We start from the raw sequence: 17,973 nt of genomic DNA, 5'->3' as shown, positions 1-17,973 counted from the left end.
CGATCGTTCGGGGAGAATGCCTACCGCAACGTCGCGGCGAACAGACTGGCGAGAACGAGCGCGACAACGGCCAGACTGGCCGGAACCCCCAAATAGGCGAACGCATGTGCGCCAATGACGACGCCCGCGAGGAACGTTGCCCACGACAGCGCGTGTTGTGAGAGGAGAACGCGCTGACTTCGGTCGCGGAACAGGCGGCCCAGCGCCTCGCCGAGGCTGAACAGGTTGCCGGTCATGAAGCTCTTGCCGACATCGGCGCCGGCCACACGCTGATGGAGCGTATTCTGCATACCCATCGTCGCGGCCATCATCCCTAACGCGATCCGGTCGTGGCCGGCGAGATAGATGCCGCTGGCGCCAAGGACCACGGCCAGCTCGACGCCGAGCACAACCGGCAGCACGGCGTTCTGCCACCGATCGGACAGAAGCGTACCCGCCGCCGCTCCCACAACGAAGGCTGCGATGATGGAAGCCGCCAGCAGCGCGTCACTCCAGTCCAGCCCTGCCAGGGACACACCGAGACGCGTGCTGTTGCCGCTCATGAACGACAGGTACAAGTGGCCGAGATGCGAATAGCCGACGGCATCCACATAGCCCGAAACCGCGGTCAGCGCCGTCGCGAGCACGATCTTCCGGGGCCCGCGATCGGGTTCGGACGTCTGCCCCTGCAGAGTTCCAACTGTGCTGCGCGGCGCCATCTTGTTGCCAATCAGGTCCATGTCTTACTCCCGCTTCACCGCGAGCCATCATGACGCGAGACATCCGTGCGGCGGTCTGCGGCCCGGCCGCATGCCGCCTGGATTCCTATGGGACAGGGCCATCCCGCCGGTCGTACTCATACGAAGGTTTGTAGAGTTAGGACCAGCGTATATGTCTGTAAACCACGGTATAGTTTCGCTTATCGACCAAAAAAGACATCTTTTTACGCACGGGTCGAACGAAATCCACGGCAATATCCTCAATAGAGGGTCGACGCTCCATGGACGTCCCCGCTGGTTCACCCGGGCCGGCGGCCTTCGGATCGCATGGGATCCGGCCCAAAATTCATCCTGAACAAGAGGGATATCGAACCATGTCCGTCAGCTCAGTCACTGGCCCTTCAATGGGACCCATGCCATCCGCACCGGCTGGCCTGCTCGCCAGACATGCCGCTGGTCTCAGAGAATGCGACGTCGCGCCCGTCCTCCATGCGAATGGTCCGGCGAGCCCTGCGCGGGGAAGGACGGATGCGACCGTCAGGATCGAGCTGCCGCATATGGGCGTCGTCATCTCCCTTTCCACGGAGACGTCGGCGAGAGGTGGCGACAGCCTGGATTTCTCCACGCCGGCCGTGGCCGATATCCTGTCGGACGACCCGGTCATGCAGCGCCTCGTCGACCGGCTCGGCCGCTCCGGGACAAGCGAAATTGTCGATGACGGCATTTATGCGGATGCGATGCGCCTCGCCTTGGCGGCGCGTTGGCTCAGGCTGCGCGCACCGGAACCCGGCAAGACGGCGCCGTCGCTGCAGAAATGGCGTCTGAACCGCGTGCTTGCCTATATCGACGAGAATATCGGTGAGACCATCTCGCTGACCGACCTCGCGCGCGTATCGGGCCTGAGCCGAATGTATTTCGCCGCAGGTTTCCGTGCAGCGACCGGTCTCCGCCCGCACGACTATGTTCTGCAACGGCGAATTGCGCGCGCCAAGGTTCTGCTGGCGCAGTCCGAGGAGCCCTTGGTCAATGTCGCCCTCGACGTTGGCTTTCAGAACCAATCCCATTTCACGACGGTGTTCAAACGTATTGCCGGGACGACGCCCGGACGCTGGCGCGCATCCACCTGTCAGCCGGCCTGAATGCCCGAACGATCAGGCGCACCGGGCATTGCCGGCGGTGGAGGGGCGGGCTGATCGCTTCCACACCGCGGGGCCCCGACGAACAGGCCCCCTCCCCGGCGTGCTGCAATCCCGCCTTGCATGAAGGCGGTGTGCGATCCAGGGCGGCGAACGATGCTCCCCTCGTGCGGAGACCAGCAGTCGGCGACAGAAGCACCTTTGCTCTAGGGTCAGGACCCATTCATATGATGGAAATGGCGCCTGAAACGGCAAAGAGATGCCAAAAAGAGATTCCTGGAGAGACGCGAAGGTCGATGGGGTTCCATCGGCCGAGTGGCTCGACGCCGCAGGTCGCAGCCGTTTCGGCGTCCTTCGGATGTGGTCCATTTGGCCGGCAACTGCGTCGCGCAGCGCTCGAAAGCCGAAAGGCTTCCTTCACCTCCGCTTCTTGTATCCGGCCAAATGGCCTCACACCATTTCAACCAGATTAATGGGTCCTGACCCTAGACCTTCAGGCCGTGCTTCTTCAGCAACCGCACCGTACTCGCCTGCGGGCCCTTCTCGCCTTCCTCTTCGGCATAGGTCACGCGCGCATTGACGGCGAGACGTGGGAACTCCTCCTTCAGGACGCTGTTGCGGTGAAAATAGATTTCCCGGCCGTCCGCGGTCGCGATGAATCCGCATTCGCCGCGCGGATCAAGCGCAACGACGGTGCCGACGGGGATGCCTTCGTGCTGCTTGACCGCGCCCTGCAACCGGCGCACCCGATCCTGCAACTGGCGACGCGCCCGCTTGAACGTATCATTGATGGCATAATCGAGATCGGCATAGCGCTCGTCGTCCTGGCGCGTGTGCCCGACATTCACCTCGCGCCCTTCCGGCAAGGCAAGGCGGATGTTGATCTCGAACAGCCCTCCCTTGTGGTGATGAGCGCCCGGCGCCTTCAGGACGACGCGCCCGGCGGTGATCCGGCCGTAGCGCTCCTCGAGCTCAAGCATATGGCGATCGATGGCATTCCGGAGCTGCAGGTTTGCAGCCATCCCCTGGAAATCGATCTCGACAGGCGTTTCCATGGCATCGTCTCCCGTGTCAGTTGACCCGTATGCTCGCGGAAAGCGCGGCGGCCATCTTTGACATGCCTCAACCGAGGTCCGGCGACGACCTTTTGTGACGGCGGGCGGCCGGAGAATTGACGCGTATCAATGAATGCGTCCATCGATTGGAGAGAATTCCGCATGACCTTCTCTGACCGCAAGGACGCTGGACGGCAACTGGCTGCCGCGCTGGCAGGATACAAGGGCCGGAACCCCGTGGTGCTGGCCCTGCCGCGGGGCGGCGTACCAGTCGCCGCGGAGGTCGCGGAGGCGCTCGGTGCCCCACTCGATCTGGTCCTCGTGCGGAAGATCGGCCTGCCCTGGCAACCCGAACTCGCCGTCGGGGCCGTCGTTGACGGAACGGATCCTGTTATCGTGCGCAATGAAGACGTGATCCTGAGTTCCGGCCTCAGCGACGCGACCTTCAAGAGTGTGTGCGACGCGGAACTCGCGGAGATCGCGCGCAGAAAGACCCGCTATATCGGCCTGCGGGCTCGCGCGGCGCTTGCCGGCAAGGTGGTGATCGTCATCGATGACGGTATCGCGACCGGGGCGACGATGAAGGCGGCTCTGCGGGCCATCCGCCAGCACGGCCCGAGAGAGCTCGTGCTGGCCGTCCCCGTCGCACCCGCCGACACGCTTTCCGAACTTGCCCCGGAGGTCGACGCGCTCGTTTGCCTCGTCACCCCGGAGCCGTTCGGCGCCATCGGCTATTTCTACCGGGATTTCAGCCAGGTCGACGACGACACAGTCGTCTCTATCCTGGCACGGTTTCCGACCGGGGAGCCGGAGGCGGGGGCGAGAACGGAATCTTAGTGCACATCCGGCGCGCCCGCAGCGTAGTATGGATCAAGCAAATCCCATTCGAGGGCGGGACCGCATGCCGGATTTCGACTGCATGTACAAGCACGGCTTTCTGCGCGTGGCGGCGTGTGTGCCGATCGGCCGGGTCGCCGATCCGGAATTCGCCGCGACCGCGATCCTCGACCTGGCGGCGGAAGGGGACCGCCGCAGCGTGGCGGTCATGCTCTTCCCGGAGCTCGGCCTCTCCTCCTATGCCATCGACGACCTGCTCCTTCAGGATGCGCTGCTCGACGCCGTCGAGCAGGCGCTGGCGCGGATCGTCGCGGCCTCGCGCCACCTCTTCCCGGTCCTCGTCGTCGGGGCGCCGCTCCGCCATGGGGGCCGGCTGTTCAACGCCGCCGTGGTCATTCATCGCGGCACAATCCTCGGCGCGGTGCCGAAAAGCTACCTGCCCAACTACCGCGAGTTCTACGAGCGCCGCCATTTCACCGCCGGAGCCGGCCGGCGCGGGGAGGTAACGACGATCGCCGGGCAGACGGTGCCGTTCGGCGTGGACCTCATCTTCCGCTCCGAGGGCTCCATACCCTTCGTCTTCCATGTGGAAATCTGCGAGGACATCTGGGTGCCGCTGCCGCCCTCCACCCGCGCGGCGATGGCGGGCGCCGAACTTCTGCTCAATCTCTCGGCCAGCAACATCACCATCGGCAAGGCCGGCGACCGGCGGCTGCTGTGCGCCAGCCAATCCGCGCGCTGCGTCGCGGCCTATGCCTATTCCGCGGCAGGGCCTGGCGAATCGACCACCGACCTCGCCTGGGACGGCCAGGCCGCCATCTTCGAAAACGGCGACGCGCTGGCCGAAACCGATCGCTTCGCCCGCGCATCGACCTATACGCTCGCCGATGTCGATCTCGGCCGCCTGCGGCAGGAACGCATGCGCATGAACACTTTCGGCGACTGCGCGCGCGAGGAGCAGGATGATGCCGCGCCGTTCCGCGCCATCACCTTCGTGCTCGACAGGCCGCCGCATGCCGTCGCGCTCGAGCGGATCATTGCGCGCTTTCCCTATGTGCCGGCCGATCCCGCCCGGCTGCGCGAGGACTGTTACGAGGCGTACAACATCCAGGTCCAGGGGCTTGCGCAGCGTCTTGCGGCCGCGCGGATGCAGCGCACGGTCATCGGCGTCTCGGGGGGGCTTGATTCCACCCAGGCCCTGATCGTGGCCGCACGGGCGATGGACCTGCTTGGGCTGCCGCGGTCCAACGTGCTCGCCTACACGCTGCCGGGCTTCGCGACCTCGCAGGCGACGCGGGCCAATGCGCTGGCGCTGATCAAGGCGCTTGGGGTCTCCGGCGCCGAGATCGACATTCGCCCGGCGGCGCAGCAGATGCTGGCCGATCTCGGCCACCCCTTCGCCCGCGGCGAGGCGGTCTATGACGTCACCTTCGAAAACGTCCAGGCCGGGCTGCGCACCGACTACCTGTTCCGCCTCGCCAATCAGAACGGCGCACTCGTCGTCGGAACCGGCGATCTCTCGGAGCTCGCGCTCGGCTGGTGCACCTATGGCGTCGGCGACCACATGTCCCATTACAATGTCAATGCGTCGGTGCCGAAGACCCTGATCCAGCATCTCATCCGCTTCGTCGCCGCCTCCGGCGACGTCTCGGCAACGACGGTCAAGGTCCTCAACGCGATCCTCGCGACCGAGATTTCCCCCGAGCTGGTGCCGGCGGCGCCCGGGGCGGCGATCCAGTCGACCCAGGATGTGGTCGGCCCCTACGCGCTGCAGGACTTTACCCTGTTCTACCTGACGCGCTACGGCTTCCCGCCGTCCAAGATCGCCTTTCTCGCAGAACGGGCATGGGGCGAGGTGGAGCGGGGACGCTGGCCTGTGGACATTCCGGAGGCCGACCGGCGCGCCTATTCGCGCGCCGAGATCCGCCGCTGGCTCGTGGTCTTTCTCAAACGCTTCTTCACGAGCCAGTTCAAGCGCTCGGCGCTGCCCAACGGCCCGAAGATCTCCTCCGGGGGCTCTCTCTCGCCGCGCGGAGACTGGCGCGCGCCCTCGGACGCAGATGCAGCGGTGTGGCTCGCCGAGCTCGACGCGGCGCTGCCGCCGGAGGCGGGTTGAGGACCTGTCGGCGGAGGTGCAAGATGTTGCGGGCGATGACCGATCCGGCCGCGCGTTCGGCAATGGCCTGAAGCACGTCTGAAGCACGTCTGAAGCGCGGACCGGTCGGGCGCATGGCTCGAGAGGGACCGCTTCGCACGCCTGTCCGTTGCAGACTTGCGCTATGACGGCCGCGCCTATGTCCGGCCGTCGCCCCGCGTCCGGGAGGACAAGATGCAGTTCCAGCCGGCATCGCCAACCCGCGCCTTCCTCGATCACCTCAGCCGCACGCAGCTCGCCGCTCTGGATGACCTCCGCCGCACACAGGCCGACATGCTCGACCTCTTCGGCTTCGGTGTCCATGAAGCCGCCTTCCAGACGATCGCCTCCGGCCCGCGTTGGACGCTCCGCCATTACCCCGGCGCCGAGGCGGGCGAGCCGATCCTGCTGGTGCCCGCGCCCATCAGGCGGCCCTACATATGGGATCTGACGCCCAGCCTGAGTGCGATCGGCTTTTGCCGCGACCGCCAGTTCGATGTCCATCTCATCGATTGGACGCCGCCGTCCGAGGGCGACGGCCATGACGGGATCGCGGCCTATGTGGATGGCGGCATCGCAGCCTGCGCGGCACGGGTCGCGGAACGAACCGGCTCGGCCCCCTTCCTGCTGGGTCATTCGCTCGGCGGCACCTTCGCGGCGATCTGCTGCGCGCTGCATCCCTCCCTTGCGCGCGGCCTCGTGCTGCTCGGCGCGCCGCTCGCCTTCGAGCCGGGTTCGAGCCGCTTCCGCGACCTGGTCGTCTCGCAGGCGAAGGAGGAGCTGCCCGATGGGGTGGTGCCGGGCGCGTTGCTGTCGCAGGCCTGCACGCTGCTGTCGCCCGGCCTCTTCGTCTGGTCCCGCTGGATGGACGCCGCGTTCAGCCTTGCGGATCCGGCGGCGATGAACACCCATATGCGCATCGCGCGATGGGCGCTCGACGAGATGTCGTTGCCGGCGCAACTCGTCAATCAGATCGTCGGATGGCTCTATCGGGAAGACCGCTTCCATCGGGGCGTTCTGTCACTGGGCGGCAGGCAAATCGGCCCCTCCGATCTTCGCACACCGGTCCTCGCGGTGGTCAGCGCGGCGGACGAGATCGGACCGCGTGCGTCGATCGCGCCGTTCTTCGCGGCCATGACCGCGAACAGCACGCATATCATCGAGCATCCGGCGGAGATCGGCGTCGGCCTGCAGCATCTGGCGATCCTGGCCGGGCGCCGGGCCCATGCCGAAGTCTGGCCCGAGATCGCCGCCTGGATGAATGCCCACGCCGCGACGGGCTCATAGGCCAAGGGCGCTCAAGCCACAGGCGCCGTTCGTCAGCTATTGCGTCCGCGGTGAATGGCCGTGCGCCGACAACGGCGCGTGTGCGTGCGGTCGAAGCGTGTCCAGCGTGATCGCGCCGAAACGCTCGACGAACAACGCTTCCGCTTGAGCCATCGTGTCCGCCAGGGCACCATTGACGTTGCGTTCAATCAGGCAATCCGGATGGTCCGACCGGCTGCCAATGGCGAACAGACTGGGACGTCCGAGAGCCGTATAGACGTCCAACAGGGTCAGGCTCACGAGCGGACGCGCGAGCATCCAGCCGCCGCCATGCCCCTTTCCGGATTGCACAATGCCCGCATTCCGCAAGCCCGCCATCGTGCGCCGGAACACTGCGGGGTTCGTTCCCGTACTCCGCGCCAGGATGTGCGACGGCAGCGGCTCCTTGGCCTGGTCGAGATGCAAAAGCACGTGCAGGACGTCGGAGAGTCGCGTGTCCTTGTTCACAGGAAGCCCTTCAAGTTCCAGACCCAGTGGTTCGTTTCCAACATTTTGATCCCATTTTGACCGGCCCCGAGGGCAAATGTCGGAAACAGGAGAACCACTGGGATGTTTATGATTCTCGTGGAATTTTCGAATTTGACATTCGGTCTCGAGGCCGACATCGAGCGGGTGCCGAATGCCAAATTCATTCCACGCGGAGCGTGGGAGACCGCACCGCCCTCCGCGTTGACATGCCCGCGGGTCTTTCGTATCTTCAACTGATACATAACCCGTATCTAATTTCGTATCATCATCTGATACAGAAATTAGAGTTCCGCTGTCCACCCCAAGGGGGAATTGCGTCACGACACGCCGCTGCTGGATATCGGGCTCTCGCGCAAAGCCGATCTGGTTCGGATGAAGGCCACCGCTCCGATGCAACCGTTCAACGATCCCGATCTCGTCTCCCACTATGCAGAGGCCACCCCGAGGCGGGTCCCGGGCTTTGCCGATCTTCATCGCATGGCCTTGCTCCTGCTTTCGGAGCACGCGACCGAAGCCGCGCGTATTCTCGTTCTGGGTGCGGGCGGCGGACTGGAACTGAAGACCTTCGCCGAGGCGCGGCCTGACTGGTCGTTCGTGGGTGTCGATCCCTCAGCGCCGATGCTCGATCTGGCGAAGCATGTCCTCGGCCCGCTCGGCTCGCAAGTCGCATGGGTGCACGGCTATGTCGAGCACGCTCCGCCAGGCCCCTTCGACGGCGCGACTTGCCTGCTGACGCTTCATTTTCTGCCCAGGCCGGAGCGGCTGCGCGTGCTGCAGGCGATACGCCGGCGGCTGAGCCCCGGCGCACCCCTCATCATCGCCCATCACAGCATTCCGGAGGGGGCCGCGTCCGACCGCTGGCTGACGCGCTCGGCAGCCTTCGCGGCCGGTCCGACGCCCGACCCGGGTCAGGTGGCGGCGGCCGCTTCGGGCCTGGCACGGCACCTGCCGCTTCTCTCCACACACGACGAGGAGGCACTCCTCAGGGAAGCCGGCTTCTGCGACGTCGCACTTTTCTATGCCGGGTTCTCGTTCAGGGGCTGGGTTGCCGTCGCGCGGGACACGTGAGTCCTGGCCCAGCGGCATCGATCGCGCCTGGGGCGAGACCGACCGCTCCGCTCCTGTCTCGTCGGCTTCTCATCTCAGTGCTGCATGCGCCGTTTCAGAAGCTCCATGAGATCGCCGTTGCGCGGCAGCTTCTCCCCCCTGCCCTGTTCCGCGCGCCAATAGAACCGGCCGGGTGTCAGGCCTGCCGGCAGTTCGTAGTCCATGCCGTCCCACACATCCTCGCGGAAGGCATAGAAGGCCCAATGGCCACCGCGCGCATCAACGGCGTCCATGACGTCGGTGAGATAGGTGCCACAGTCCGCCCACAGGCGCATGCAGCCGAACTCGGCAGCGACCACGCGGTTCGGCGCCACCCCTTGCGTCTTCGCCCAGTCGAACGCCATGCCGATATGGGCGGCCACCGCCGCGCGATTCCAGGCGAGCCTGCCGCCCGCATAGTCCGTCGTCACGCCCGGATAGCGCAGCGGATCCGTCCGCTTCATGTTCGGCGCGCTCGTCGCGGCATAGGGTTCGTACATGTGGAAGGCGTAGAGCACCCGCTCGTCGGACAGACGCTTCGGCCATGCGGCGAGCGCGCGCGGACTGGCGTAGTAGCCGCTGTCGACCATGACGGGCGTTACTGGGTCAACCGCGCGAATCGCGGCGATGATCCTCTCGTAGAGCTCCGTCAGATCGCGCGTGCCACCCGCCTGCTTCGCCTGCCAGGCTTCGACGTCGCCCATCGCGGCGTTCTCCGCAAGACCGGCCTTTCTTTCGGGAGCCGGCTCATTGAGAAGGTTGTAGGCTGCGATGGCCGGATGATCGCGCAGGGCTCTCGCGAGGTCAGCCCAGAAGCGCCCCGCCTGATCGGCAAAGGCGGGATCGGACCATAGCCGGTCATCGAACTTGCCGCCGTTCTGCTGCACCCAGCGCGCCCCGGGCAGGGTCAGCGGCACGACGACGACCTTAAGCCCGGCGGCGGCGGCGGCATCAAGGACCTTCCGCAATTTGGCGAGATCTTTCGGCTGCAAGGCTTCATAGCGGTCGGCATTGCCGATCAGAAAATCGCGCCCCTCGCCCTTCCACTTGCTGAAGGTCAGGCGAACCCATGTCGCGCCGGTTCTCGCGAGCGCCCTGAAATAGGCTTCGTCCGGCGGCGCCTCGTTGAAGCTGTTTCCGCCCTTCTGCCGGCTGTCCCAGAAGGTGATGAGATCGGCCGCCGCAACGCGGGGAACCACCGAGCACGCCAGGAGAAGTCCGAAACACGATATGCGCAAGACTTTCATTACAAAAACCATACCCCGATCGCGCGTGGCTCACGGATGGTCTCTGATCAGATTTTTCCGGTTTTCTTGTGTCACAACCCCAGGTGTCCGAAGGAAACGGGCCGTAGTCCCCCGGCCCGATCGGGATCGGTCGCGCAATCTCGAACGCCAACGACAGGCTCACCTGCGGCCGCGGCCCCCACGGGCGTTTGCACCATTCTCGCCATGGTCCGGTGAGGCCGGCGGATATTGGTCAGGCGTCCCCCTGCGGACGCGATCTGTCGACCGGCCTTGGGAACGTTGCATTCGGCGCCTATCGCGCCATCATCAATGGAAGGCGAAGGCGGACAACTCACCTTGGGCGACCGGTTCAGGACGGTCGTTCCTCAGGCCGGCACCATTTGTCTTAATCCGGCCTGCACCCTCACCTCTTGGGTCGGGGTGTCGAGCCGTTTGCCGGATATGCGATCGAACAGGTGCCAGCCCCGGTCGCCGAAATCGAGGAAGACCTGACGGCCTTCATAGGGCTCCTCGCCGGCGGGCAGGACGACGGCGAGTTCCAGGCCGTTGACGTCGCAATAGGCCACACGCGAGCCGCCCAGTTCCTCGACCAGATCGACCGTCGCCGGCAGGCCGCGTTCGGGGTGGCTGGACAGGGTGATGGCCTCGGGGCGGATGCCAAGGGTTACAGGGGTGCCTGGGGTCAAAGGGGTGCCTGGGGTTACAGGGGTGCCCGGGGTCACAGGGGTGCCTGGCGCGAGGTCCGGCGCCCGCACGAGCGGCAGATGCGGGGCGATGTCGAAGGTCACGACACCCTCGCGGCCGACCGTCGCCGGCAAGAGGTTCATCGCCGGGGCGCCGATGAAGCCGGCGACGAAGGTCGAGGCCGGCTTGCGGTAGACGGCGGCGGGGGTGCCGACCTGCTCCACCACACCCTTGTTCATGACGATGAGCAGATCGGCCAGCGTCATCGCTTCAACCTGGTCATGGGTGACGAAGATGGACGTGGCCTTGAGGCGCTTGTGCAGGCGCTTGATCTCGACGCGCATCTGGACGCGCAAGATGGCATCGAGATTGCTGAGGGGCTCGTCGAACAGAAACACCGACGGCTCGCGTACGATGGCGCGGCCCATGGCGACGCGCTGGCGCTGGCCGCCCGACAGCTGCGCGGGACGGCGATCCAGATAGTCGGCCAGGCCCAGAATGGCAGCGGCCTCATTCACCCTGCGGTCGCGCTCGGCCTGGGGCATCCGGGCGATCTTGAGCGGATAGGCCATGTTCTGCCGCACCGACATATGCGGATAGAGCGCGTAGTTCTGGAACACCATGGCGCAGCCGCGATCGGCCGGGTCGATGTCGTTCATCACCGTGCCGTCGATGGCGATGGTGCCGGCGGTGATATCTTCCAGCCCGGCAATCATGCGCAGCAGCGTGGACTTGCCGCAGCCGGAGGGGCCGACAATGACCACGAACTCTTTGTCGGCGATTTCGACATCGAGGCCGTGCAGCACTTGCTTGCCTTCATAGGTCTTCTTGACGCCGACCAGGGACAGCTGACCCATCATGCTTCTCCCACGAGGCGGTCATGCAGGCGCGCTAGGGTCGCGTCACTGAGACCGATGGTTTTGAGGTAGTGTCGGGCCGAGCCGTAGTGCTCGCTCAGATGCGCGATGGTCGCGACCATCGTCTCCGGCTCGGCGGCCAGCAGCGGCCGAAAAGTCTCGATATCGGCGCCACGCTCGGCCGCATGGGCGATGATCTCCTCGACCATGGGAGCGATCATGGTGCCGGTCTCTGCATAGTCTTCGACGATAAGCGCCGTCTCGACGCCGGCCAAGGCCAGCAACAGCAGGGCGACGATGCCGGTGCGATCCTTGCCGGCGGTGCAGTGGAACAGCACCACGCCGTCAGGTGCCTCGGCGATGGTGGTCAGCACCGTGGCAATGGCTTCCTGCCGCTCTGCCAGCGCCCTCTTGTAGAGCTCCAGCAAAACGTCGCAGCCCGGCTTGCGCGTCGGTGCGAGCTCATCGAACAGCGACACATGGTGGTAGCGCACCGCCGGATTCTGGCCGAAGGGATTGGGCTGCCTGGCGAGTTCGTCGGCATGGCGCAGGTCGATCACGGTGGTGACCCCCTCCCCGACCAGGGTCGCCATGCCCTGTTCGTCGAGGCGATGCAGGCCATCGGCACGCAGGAGGCGGCGCCAGCGGGTCTCGCCCGTGGCGGTGACATAGCCGCCGAGATCGCGGACATTATAGGTGCCGGTCACCTTCAGATGACGCGTGGGCTGGGACTGCATCAGCGAATTCCCGATTTCATGAAGGACTGGATGACCTGCCGCTGCAGAACGACATAGATGAAGAGGATCGGCAGGCTGGCCATGGTGGAGGCCGCCATCAGCGGGCCCCAGGCGGTTCCCTCGGTGGTCATGAACATCTGGATTCCGATCTGGACGACGCTGTTCGCCGGCGTGCGGGACAGCAGCAAGGGCCAGAAATACTCGTTCCAGGTGGAGATGAAGATCAGGATGGCGAGCGAGGCGATGGTGCCGCGCAGATTGGGCATCATCACTTCCCACAGGATGCGCCAGCTGCGCGCGCCGTCCATGCGGGCGGCCTCGATGACTTCCCGGGGGAAGCTGCGCATGGACTGGGCCAGGAGCAGGATGGCGAGCGCCGAGGCAAAATGCGGCAGGATCAGCGCAGTGACGCTGTCGAGCAGGCCCATCTTGGCGATCAACAGGTAATTGGGGATCATCACCACCTGGAACGGCACCAGCCAGGTCAGGGCAACGAGCGAATAGACCAGTTTGTCGCCGCGAAAGCGCCAGCGGGCGAAGGCATAGGCGGCGAGCAGACCGGTGAAGAGCTGGATCACCGTGACCACCGAGGCGATCAGCAGCGTGTTGCCGAGCATGCGCAGGATCGGAATGGCCTGGAGGGCATAGACGTAATTGTCGAGCGACGTGGATGTCGGCCAGATACTGGTCTCGAAGGTCGCATTGGCCGGCCGGAGGGAGGTCACCACCATCCAGTAGACGGGGAACAGGCAGACGATCGACAAGAGCACCATGACGAGATGGCCGGCGGCGCCATCGAGCCGCGAGCGGGTCCGGGCGCGGGGACGCGGTTTGGCAGCGGGCTGCGGCCTGGTGTGGACCTGCGGCTTGGTAAGGACCCGCTCGGCACGGACGACATCAGTTGTCATGGAAGGAATACCTGTCGATCAGGCGGAAGAGGAAGAAGGCGATGGCCCCGAAGCCGAGAAACAGGATGACGGCGGAGGCCGAGCTCCAGCCCACCGACATCGACGAGAAGCCGAAGTCCCACAGCAGATAATAGATATTGGTGGTCGCGCCGAGCGGCCCGCCGCCGGTCAGCACGTTGATATAGGTGAAGCTCCACTGCGCCCCGAGCAGGATGGTCATCATCACGAGGAACAACACCGAGGAACTCAGCAGCGGCAGGCGGATGTCGCGAATGATCTCCCATCTGCTGGCGCCATCCATCCGGGCTGCTTCGACCAGCGAGGGATTGATATTGGCATTGGCGGCCGACAGGATCAGCGTGGAAAAGCCGATCAGTTTCCAGCCGGTGATGCCGATGATGGTCCAGATCGCCACTTTCGGATCGGCGAGGAACTTGACCGGATCAAAGCCGAACCATTTGATGACCAGATTGACCATGCCGTAGCTGGGGTCGAGCAGCCAGCGCCACACGGCGGCAGCCACGACGGGCGCGATGATCATCGGCACGAAGATGATGGCGCGATAGATATTGCGCGCGCGGGCCGGCAGGTCATGCGTGTAAATGGCGATGGCCAGCGGGATCAAGACGGCGATGGGCAGGAGGCCGGCGATGTAGATGCCGGTATTGCGCAGGGCCAGCCAGAATTTGGGCAGCGAGAAGATCTTGGCGTAATTGTCCCAGGCGACGAAGAGCTGCGGTGAGCGCGGCAGCATGTTCCACTGAAAGAAGCTCAGCCGCAGCGCATCGATCAGCGGCCAGTAGATCCAGATGACCAGCGCAACGATGGCCGGCGCCAGATAGAGCCAGGGCGTTATCTGCCGCGCCCCCAGGCGCCGCGCGCCTATATGTCGAGAGCCCATGTGTCGGGAGCCCGTCTGTCGAGAGCCCATCTGTCGCGAGCTCGAGCGCTTGCGGGGGGACATCACGCCGCGAATGGGCAGGCTTGCATCGGTCATGCTGACCTCTCGATCCAGTTCACATGCGCCCCTCAAGTGCCGCCCCGGCCACGACGGGGGCGGCATCCTGGGCGGGACAGTCTTGCGTTACGGCATCAGGTCCTGGGCATGGGCTTCAGCGTCGGCCAGCGCGGCGGCCGGATCGGCATTGCCGAAGATCACCATTTCCACCGCATCCATCATGGTCTTGACGATCTGGCGGTAGTTCGGGCCAGGCATCGGATCCCAGGGCTCGAGCACGGCCAGTTGATCGAGATTGGGCTGCACCAGCGGATGAGCCTTGATCCACCCGCCGAGATAGTTCGGGTCCGCGACGATGGCCGGGCGCAGCGGCAGGTAACCGATCTCCGAGGTGATGACGGTATAGCCGTGCGCGGAGGTGAGGAATTTCATCAGCTCCCAAGCCGCACGCTGCTTCAAGGGATCGGCGGCGTGAATGGTCAGCGCGCTGCCCGAGTTGTTGGGCCGCACGGGCTTGTCGCCGAAGCTCGGCATGGTGGAGGAACGCAACTCGTATTTGTTGGTCGCGCCGGCGATCAGCGCGCCCTGGATCGCACTGGTCTGCAGATACATGCCGATATTGCCCGAGGCCATGCCATCAAGCGCACTGGCGATGTCGGCATTCTGGTAGACGCCTGATTCATGCAGGTCTTTGAGCATGGCGATGGCTTCGACGGCTTCCGGTTCGGCGAATTTCAGCCGCGTGCGGTCGCGCGAGATGACCTCGCCGCCATTGGAACGCACAACGCCCTGCAGCAGCCAGTCGTAGGCTCCCGGACCCGTGATGCCGGCGGCAAAACCCTGCTTGCCGGTCTTTTTCATAACGGTCAGGCCGGCTTCCTTGACGGCCTGCCAGGTCTTGGGCGGCTTGTCCGGGTCGAGGTCTGCTGCCCTGAACAGGTCAGCATTGTAGAACAGCACCGGGGTGGAGAAGGTATAGGCGAGGCCATAGGTCTTGCCGTTGAGCACGCCGAGCTTGAGGCCGTTCGGGAACATGCCCTTGAAATGCGCCGCCATTTCATCGGCGGGAATGATCTCTTCCAGCGCCTGCGCACCGAAGTTGGTGACGGCGAAATCGAGATCGCTGAACACGGTCTGCACCAGATCGACCGGCCGGCCGGCGGCGAGATCAGCCTGGATGCGGCTGGAATCGGCACTTGAATAGGGCACGCCCTCGACGGTGATCTTGGGATTGGCCGCCATGAATTCGGCGATCAGCTTCCTGGTCGCTTCGGCACCAATACCGGCCGAGGCGAGATTGTAGTTGTAGAAGGTGATGGTGACCGGTTTGTCGATGGTCGCCGGAATGGCCTCGGCCATGGCGGGCAGCGACAGGCCGCTGGCCAGCAGGGCGAGCGTACCGATGAGGAACGTCTTGCGGGTCATAGGGGGGAGCTTCCGGTTCATTCTGCCGCCACCGTGGTGTCGCCTTCGTATTTCTTCAGCACCTCGGCCATGCCGCCCCAGGTGAAGCTATGCAGCTCTTTGCGTTCGGCCGGCTGCGGGGCGAAGGTGATGGACAGGCCCGAGGGACGCAGCGTGCCGATGGCGTAGGAGGCGCCGGAGAGCATGCGCAGGCCTTCATGCAGCCAGGTCACGTCGGTGGCGGCGTGCTGGCCGATGCCGACCACGACCGGGATGCCGTACCAGCTGGAGACGCGGTCGAAATGGATGTGGCCGGAGAGGATGCCGATGACAGGCTTGCCTGCAACCGCCTGGCGCAAGGCCTCGGTGTCGGCAATCGAGAGCGATTCCCATTCCATGGACGGGTCGGCGTCGAGCGAGGGCGCGTGGTGCATCACCAGCAGCTTGGGCAACTCGGCATGCGTGTCGAGTTCGGCCTTGAGCCAATCGAGCTGCCCGGGCTCGAAGCCGCCGCCGACCTTGTTGGGAACGCTGGAGTCGAGCACGATGACGTGGATGCCGTCGATCACCTGCGCATGATCATAGGGCGCGTTAGCATGGTCGGTGCGGCCGAGCATGGCGGGATAGAAGCCATCGCGACGGTCGTGATTGCCCAGCGCGAACAGGACCGGCATCTCGAGTTCGGCCGCCGCGATCAGGCGCTTGAGCTGCTCGTAGCTGTCGATGTCGCCACGGTTGGTCAGATCGCCGCTGGCAACGATGAACCGGGGCTGCGGCACCAGCGCCTTCACTTCGGCCAGGATCGCCGCCAGCGTCGCGGAGGTATCGGAATAGAGGTGATCGTCCTGGACGGCAGGATCGCCGACATGCAGGTCGGTCAGGTGCACGAAAGTCAAAAGCCCGGACATGTTGCGCCTTCCTGGTTTCGCTGCCGACCTCGATCCGGCGAGCTTGAATGGGCTCATCACTGAGCCGTTCGGAATATGTGTGGCCCCCCCTTGCGGGAAACCGAAGCTATGGGTAGCTTCGCATCATGACAGGTGAATGAAGGTTCATTCAGCATATGGATCTGGCTCCCGACAAGCGTGAACGCATCCTTGCCGCCGCGGCGAAACTCATCGTTCAGAATGGTTTGCACTGCTCCATGTCCGCCATCGCCGACGAAGCGGGCGTGGCGACGGGGTCGCTCTACAACTATTTCTCGTCGAAAGAGGACTTAGTGCGCGGGGTCTACAGCCGCATTGCCGAGACCATGACGGAGCGGCTGTCGGTGCCCGCGGAACCTGGCATGTCGCACGCCGCACGCATCCAGCACTACATCGCGGACTATATCGACTTCGTCTGGGAAGATGCGTTGCGGGCACGACTGTTCGACTATCTCGACAACACGCCACTGATCACCGAGGACGAGGCCAAGGCGATCTTCGGGCCCTTTGTCGACCATGCCTCGGTCATGCTCGAAGAGGCGCGCCGCGCCGGCGCCGTCATCGACATGCCGGTGCGGCTGATGGCCAGTTTCGTGCGCGGAGCGATCCGCAACACGCTCAAGCGCCGCCGCACCGATCCCCGTCCGCTGACCGAGCACGAGCGCAGCCAGATCGCGTCCATGTGCTGGCAATCGATCGCCGCGCCTCAGTGACATAGCCGCGCGACCAGCCCATCGATCTCGGCACTGCCGAGGCCGATGGCGCGGCAATAATTGGTGATGCCGCCGTGCTGAACGCGCAGATGGGCCAGCATTGCCTGCATCGTGCTCGCGTCACTGGCCAGCATCAGCTCGAGATGGGCGCGATCGACGTTCCTCTCCCGCGCCGCCCGCCGCAGCCGATCCAGCATCGGCGTGGCCAGTGTCGCGGTCAGCGCGTAGTCAGCGGCGATCTCGTCCTCGCCCACATCGGCCAGCCGCAGCAAGAGGGCCGCGACGATGCCAGTGCGATCCTTGCCCGCGCTGCAATGAAAAAGCACCATGCCCGCAGGCGCCTGGGCGATGGTGCGAAGCACCTGGGCGAGCCGCGGGCCGCAGCGATCGAGCGCGTCGCGATAGCGGGCGGCCATGTCGAAAGGTGTGTCAGCCATGGTGATCGGTGTCATGGTGATCGGTGCCATGGCGTCGAACAGGGCGATATTGCGATAGGTGACGCGGTCCTCCTGGGCAAAGGGGTTCGGCTCGATCAGCAGCTCGTGCGGTCCGCGCAGATCGATGACCAGCGTCAGGCGCTCGGACAGCAGGCGGTCGCGCCCTGCCGGAGTGAGATGGGCCAGCGAATCCCCGCGCAGCACGCGGCGCCACTGGGTCATGCCGCCGCTGGTCCGGGCATAGCCGCCCAGATCGCGAATATTATGCGTGTCGGGCAGCCGCAGGTGGCGGGCATAGTCGTTCAGCATCAACCGTCTCTGTGCAAGGGAGAACGCGCGAGCACGCTGCAGCGCCCCGATGG

General features: G+C 65.1%; 17 protein-coding genes. 6 read left to right on the top strand and 11 right to left on the bottom strand.

The genetic code is table 11. From position 1 onward, the window contains the following. Window positions 1–20: 20 nt before the first annotated feature. On the bottom strand, window positions 21–719 hold the full coding sequence (locus C7450_RS18770; RefSeq protein WP_110375947.1) for a YoaK family protein: 699 nt from the start codon (window positions 717–719) through the stop codon (window positions 21–23). Window positions 720–1,072: 353 nt separating this feature from the next. Between C7450_RS18770 and C7450_RS18765 the strand changes: the two genes are divergently transcribed. Beyond that, window positions 1,073–1,837, top strand: a complete 765-nt coding sequence (locus C7450_RS18765) for a helix-turn-helix transcriptional regulator (RefSeq protein WP_110375946.1) — start codon at window positions 1,073–1,075, stop codon at window positions 1,835–1,837. Between the two features lie 482 nt (window positions 1,838–2,319). Here the strand turns inward: C7450_RS18765 and C7450_RS18760 are convergent, their stop codons facing one another. Then, the gene (locus tag C7450_RS18760) at window positions 2,320–2,889 is read right to left on the bottom strand and encodes an HPF/RaiA family ribosome-associated protein (protein ID WP_110375945.1); all 570 of its coding nucleotides are present in this window, start codon (window positions 2,887–2,889) and stop codon (window positions 2,320–2,322) included. A 162-nt stretch (window positions 2,890–3,051) separates the two neighbouring features. Here C7450_RS18760 and C7450_RS18755 point away from each other — a divergent pair, with 162 nt between their 5' ends. The 3 genes from C7450_RS18755 to C7450_RS18745 all read left to right on the top strand — a co-directional run bounded on the left by C7450_RS18755 (window position 3,052) and on the right by C7450_RS18745 (window position 7,147). Next, entirely contained in the window at window positions 3,052–3,726 is a 675-nt protein-coding gene (locus tag C7450_RS18755) for a phosphoribosyltransferase (protein WP_110376026.1), read from the top strand. A gap of 64 nt (window positions 3,727–3,790) precedes the next feature. Beyond that, window positions 3,791–5,842: an NAD(+) synthase gene (locus C7450_RS18750; protein ID WP_110375944.1), complete on the top strand. Its 2,052-nt coding sequence runs from the start codon at window positions 3,791–3,793 to the stop codon at window positions 5,840–5,842. A gap of 213 nt (window positions 5,843–6,055) precedes the next feature. Next, window positions 6,056–7,147: an alpha/beta fold hydrolase gene (locus tag C7450_RS18745; protein ID WP_110376025.1), complete on the top strand. Its 1,092-nt coding sequence runs from the start codon at window positions 6,056–6,058 to the stop codon at window positions 7,145–7,147. A 36-nt stretch (window positions 7,148–7,183) separates the two neighbouring features. On the opposite strand, the gene C7450_RS18740 is transcribed toward C7450_RS18745, so the two are convergent. After that, complete coding sequence (locus C7450_RS18740; RefSeq protein ID WP_110375943.1) at window positions 7,184–7,633, bottom strand: Rrf2 family transcriptional regulator; 450 nt, start codon at window positions 7,631–7,633, stop codon at window positions 7,184–7,186. A 393-nt stretch (window positions 7,634–8,026) separates the two neighbouring features. On the opposite strand from C7450_RS18740, the gene C7450_RS18735 reads away from it, so the two are divergent. Next, window positions 8,027–8,722 (top strand): class I SAM-dependent methyltransferase, encoded by a 696-nt coding sequence (locus C7450_RS18735; protein WP_323748786.1) that lies wholly within the window; start codon window positions 8,027–8,029, stop codon window positions 8,720–8,722. Window positions 8,723–8,796: 74 nt separating this feature from the next. Here the strand turns inward: C7450_RS18735 and C7450_RS18730 are convergent, their stop codons facing one another. From C7450_RS18730 to C7450_RS18700, 7 genes are all read right to left on the bottom strand, one after another. After that, window positions 8,797–9,939, bottom strand: coding sequence for a glycoside hydrolase family 5 protein (locus tag C7450_RS18730; RefSeq protein WP_210206480.1), 1,143 nt, complete (start codon window positions 9,937–9,939; stop codon window positions 8,797–8,799). A 413-nt stretch (window positions 9,940–10,352) separates the two neighbouring features. Continuing rightward, the gene (gene ugpC, locus C7450_RS18725; RefSeq protein ID WP_110375941.1) at window positions 10,353–11,528 is read right to left on the bottom strand and encodes a sn-glycerol-3-phosphate ABC transporter ATP-binding protein UgpC; all 1,176 of its coding nucleotides are present in this window, start codon (window positions 11,526–11,528) and stop codon (window positions 10,353–10,355) included. After that, a complete protein-coding gene (locus C7450_RS18720) occupies window positions 11,528–12,265 on the bottom strand; it encodes a tyrosine-protein phosphatase (protein ID WP_110375940.1) in 738 nt (245 codons plus the stop codon). The genes ugpC and C7450_RS18720 overlap by 1 nt, the downstream gene beginning before the upstream one ends. Continuing rightward, window positions 12,265–13,173, bottom strand: a complete 909-nt coding sequence (locus tag C7450_RS18715) for a carbohydrate ABC transporter permease (RefSeq protein ID WP_110375939.1) — start codon at window positions 13,171–13,173, stop codon at window positions 12,265–12,267. The genes C7450_RS18720 and C7450_RS18715 overlap by 1 nt, the downstream gene beginning before the upstream one ends. Beyond that, complete coding sequence (locus C7450_RS18710; RefSeq protein WP_245449907.1) at window positions 13,163–14,170, bottom strand: carbohydrate ABC transporter permease; 1,008 nt, start codon at window positions 14,168–14,170, stop codon at window positions 13,163–13,165. The genes C7450_RS18715 and C7450_RS18710 overlap by 11 nt, the downstream gene beginning before the upstream one ends. An 87-nt stretch (window positions 14,171–14,257) precedes the next feature. After that, a complete protein-coding gene (locus C7450_RS18705) occupies window positions 14,258–15,556 on the bottom strand; it encodes an ABC transporter substrate-binding protein (protein ID WP_110375938.1) in 1,299 nt (432 codons plus the stop codon). A 17-nt stretch (window positions 15,557–15,573) separates the two neighbouring features. Next, window positions 15,574–16,443, bottom strand: coding sequence for a metallophosphoesterase (locus tag C7450_RS18700; RefSeq protein WP_110375937.1), 870 nt, complete (start codon window positions 16,441–16,443; stop codon window positions 15,574–15,576). Window positions 16,444–16,598: 155 nt separating this feature from the next. Here C7450_RS18700 and C7450_RS18695 point away from each other — a divergent pair, with 155 nt between their 5' ends. Next, window positions 16,599–17,174, top strand: coding sequence for a TetR/AcrR family transcriptional regulator (locus C7450_RS18695; protein WP_110375936.1), 576 nt, complete (start codon window positions 16,599–16,601; stop codon window positions 17,172–17,174). Here C7450_RS18695 and C7450_RS18690 read toward each other — a convergent pair. After that, window positions 17,168–17,920 carry a tyrosine-protein phosphatase gene (locus C7450_RS18690; protein ID WP_110375935.1) on the bottom strand — a complete coding sequence of 251 codons (753 nt, stop codon included), beginning with the start codon at window positions 17,918–17,920 and terminating at the stop codon, window positions 17,168–17,170. The genes C7450_RS18695 and C7450_RS18690 overlap by 7 nt on opposite strands. Between the last annotated feature and the right edge of the window lie 53 nt (window positions 17,921–17,973).

It is taken from the genome of Chelatococcus asaccharovorans, from assembly GCF_003201475.1.
GTDB classification, from domain to species: Bacteria; Pseudomonadota; Alphaproteobacteria; order Rhizobiales; family Beijerinckiaceae; genus Chelatococcus; species Chelatococcus asaccharovorans.
This window is presented reverse-complemented; position numbering and strand designations above follow the sequence as displayed.

What these genes read in the sequence shown, in the direction of transcription:
- C7450_RS18770 (WP_110375947.1), bottom strand. Translation starts at nt 719, where the DNA reads ATGGACCTGATTGGCAACAAGATGGCGCCGCGCAGCACAGTTGGAACT.
- C7450_RS18765 (WP_110375946.1), top strand. Translation starts at nt 1,073, where the DNA reads ATGTCCGTCAGCTCAGTCACTGGCCCTTCAATGGGACCCATGCCATCC.
- C7450_RS18760 (WP_110375945.1), bottom strand. Translation starts at nt 2,889, where the DNA reads ATGGAAACGCCTGTCGAGATCGATTTCCAGGGGATGGCTGCAAACCTG.
- C7450_RS18755 (WP_110376026.1), top strand. Translation starts at nt 3,052, where the DNA reads ATGACCTTCTCTGACCGCAAGGACGCTGGACGGCAACTGGCTGCCGCG.
- C7450_RS18750 (WP_110375944.1), top strand. Translation starts at nt 3,791, where the DNA reads ATGCCGGATTTCGACTGCATGTACAAGCACGGCTTTCTGCGCGTGGCG.
- C7450_RS18745 (WP_110376025.1), top strand. Translation starts at nt 6,056, where the DNA reads ATGCAGTTCCAGCCGGCATCGCCAACCCGCGCCTTCCTCGATCACCTC.
- C7450_RS18735 (WP_323748786.1), top strand. Translation starts at nt 8,027, where the DNA reads ATGAAGGCCACCGCTCCGATGCAACCGTTCAACGATCCCGATCTCGTC.
- ugpC (WP_110375941.1), bottom strand. Translation starts at nt 11,528, where the DNA reads ATGGGTCAGCTGTCCCTGGTCGGCGTCAAGAAGACCTATGAAGGCAAG.
- C7450_RS18720 (WP_110375940.1), bottom strand. Translation starts at nt 12,265, where the DNA reads ATGCAGTCCCAGCCCACGCGTCATCTGAAGGTGACCGGCACCTATAAT.
- C7450_RS18715 (WP_110375939.1), bottom strand. Translation starts at nt 13,173, where the DNA reads ATGACAACTGATGTCGTCCGTGCCGAGCGGGTCCTTACCAAGCCGCAG.
- C7450_RS18710 (WP_245449907.1), bottom strand. Translation starts at nt 14,170, where the DNA reads ATGACCGATGCAAGCCTGCCCATTCGCGGCGTGATGTCCCCCCGCAAG.
- C7450_RS18705 (WP_110375938.1), bottom strand. Translation starts at nt 15,556, where the DNA reads ATGACCCGCAAGACGTTCCTCATCGGTACGCTCGCCCTGCTGGCCAGC.
- C7450_RS18700 (WP_110375937.1), bottom strand. Translation starts at nt 16,443, where the DNA reads ATGTCCGGGCTTTTGACTTTCGTGCACCTGACCGACCTGCATGTCGGC.
- C7450_RS18695 (WP_110375936.1), top strand. Translation starts at nt 16,599, where the DNA reads ATGGATCTGGCTCCCGACAAGCGTGAACGCATCCTTGCCGCCGCGGCG.
- C7450_RS18690 (WP_110375935.1), bottom strand. Translation starts at nt 17,920, where the DNA reads ATGCTGAACGACTATGCCCGCCACCTGCGGCTGCCCGACACGCATAAT.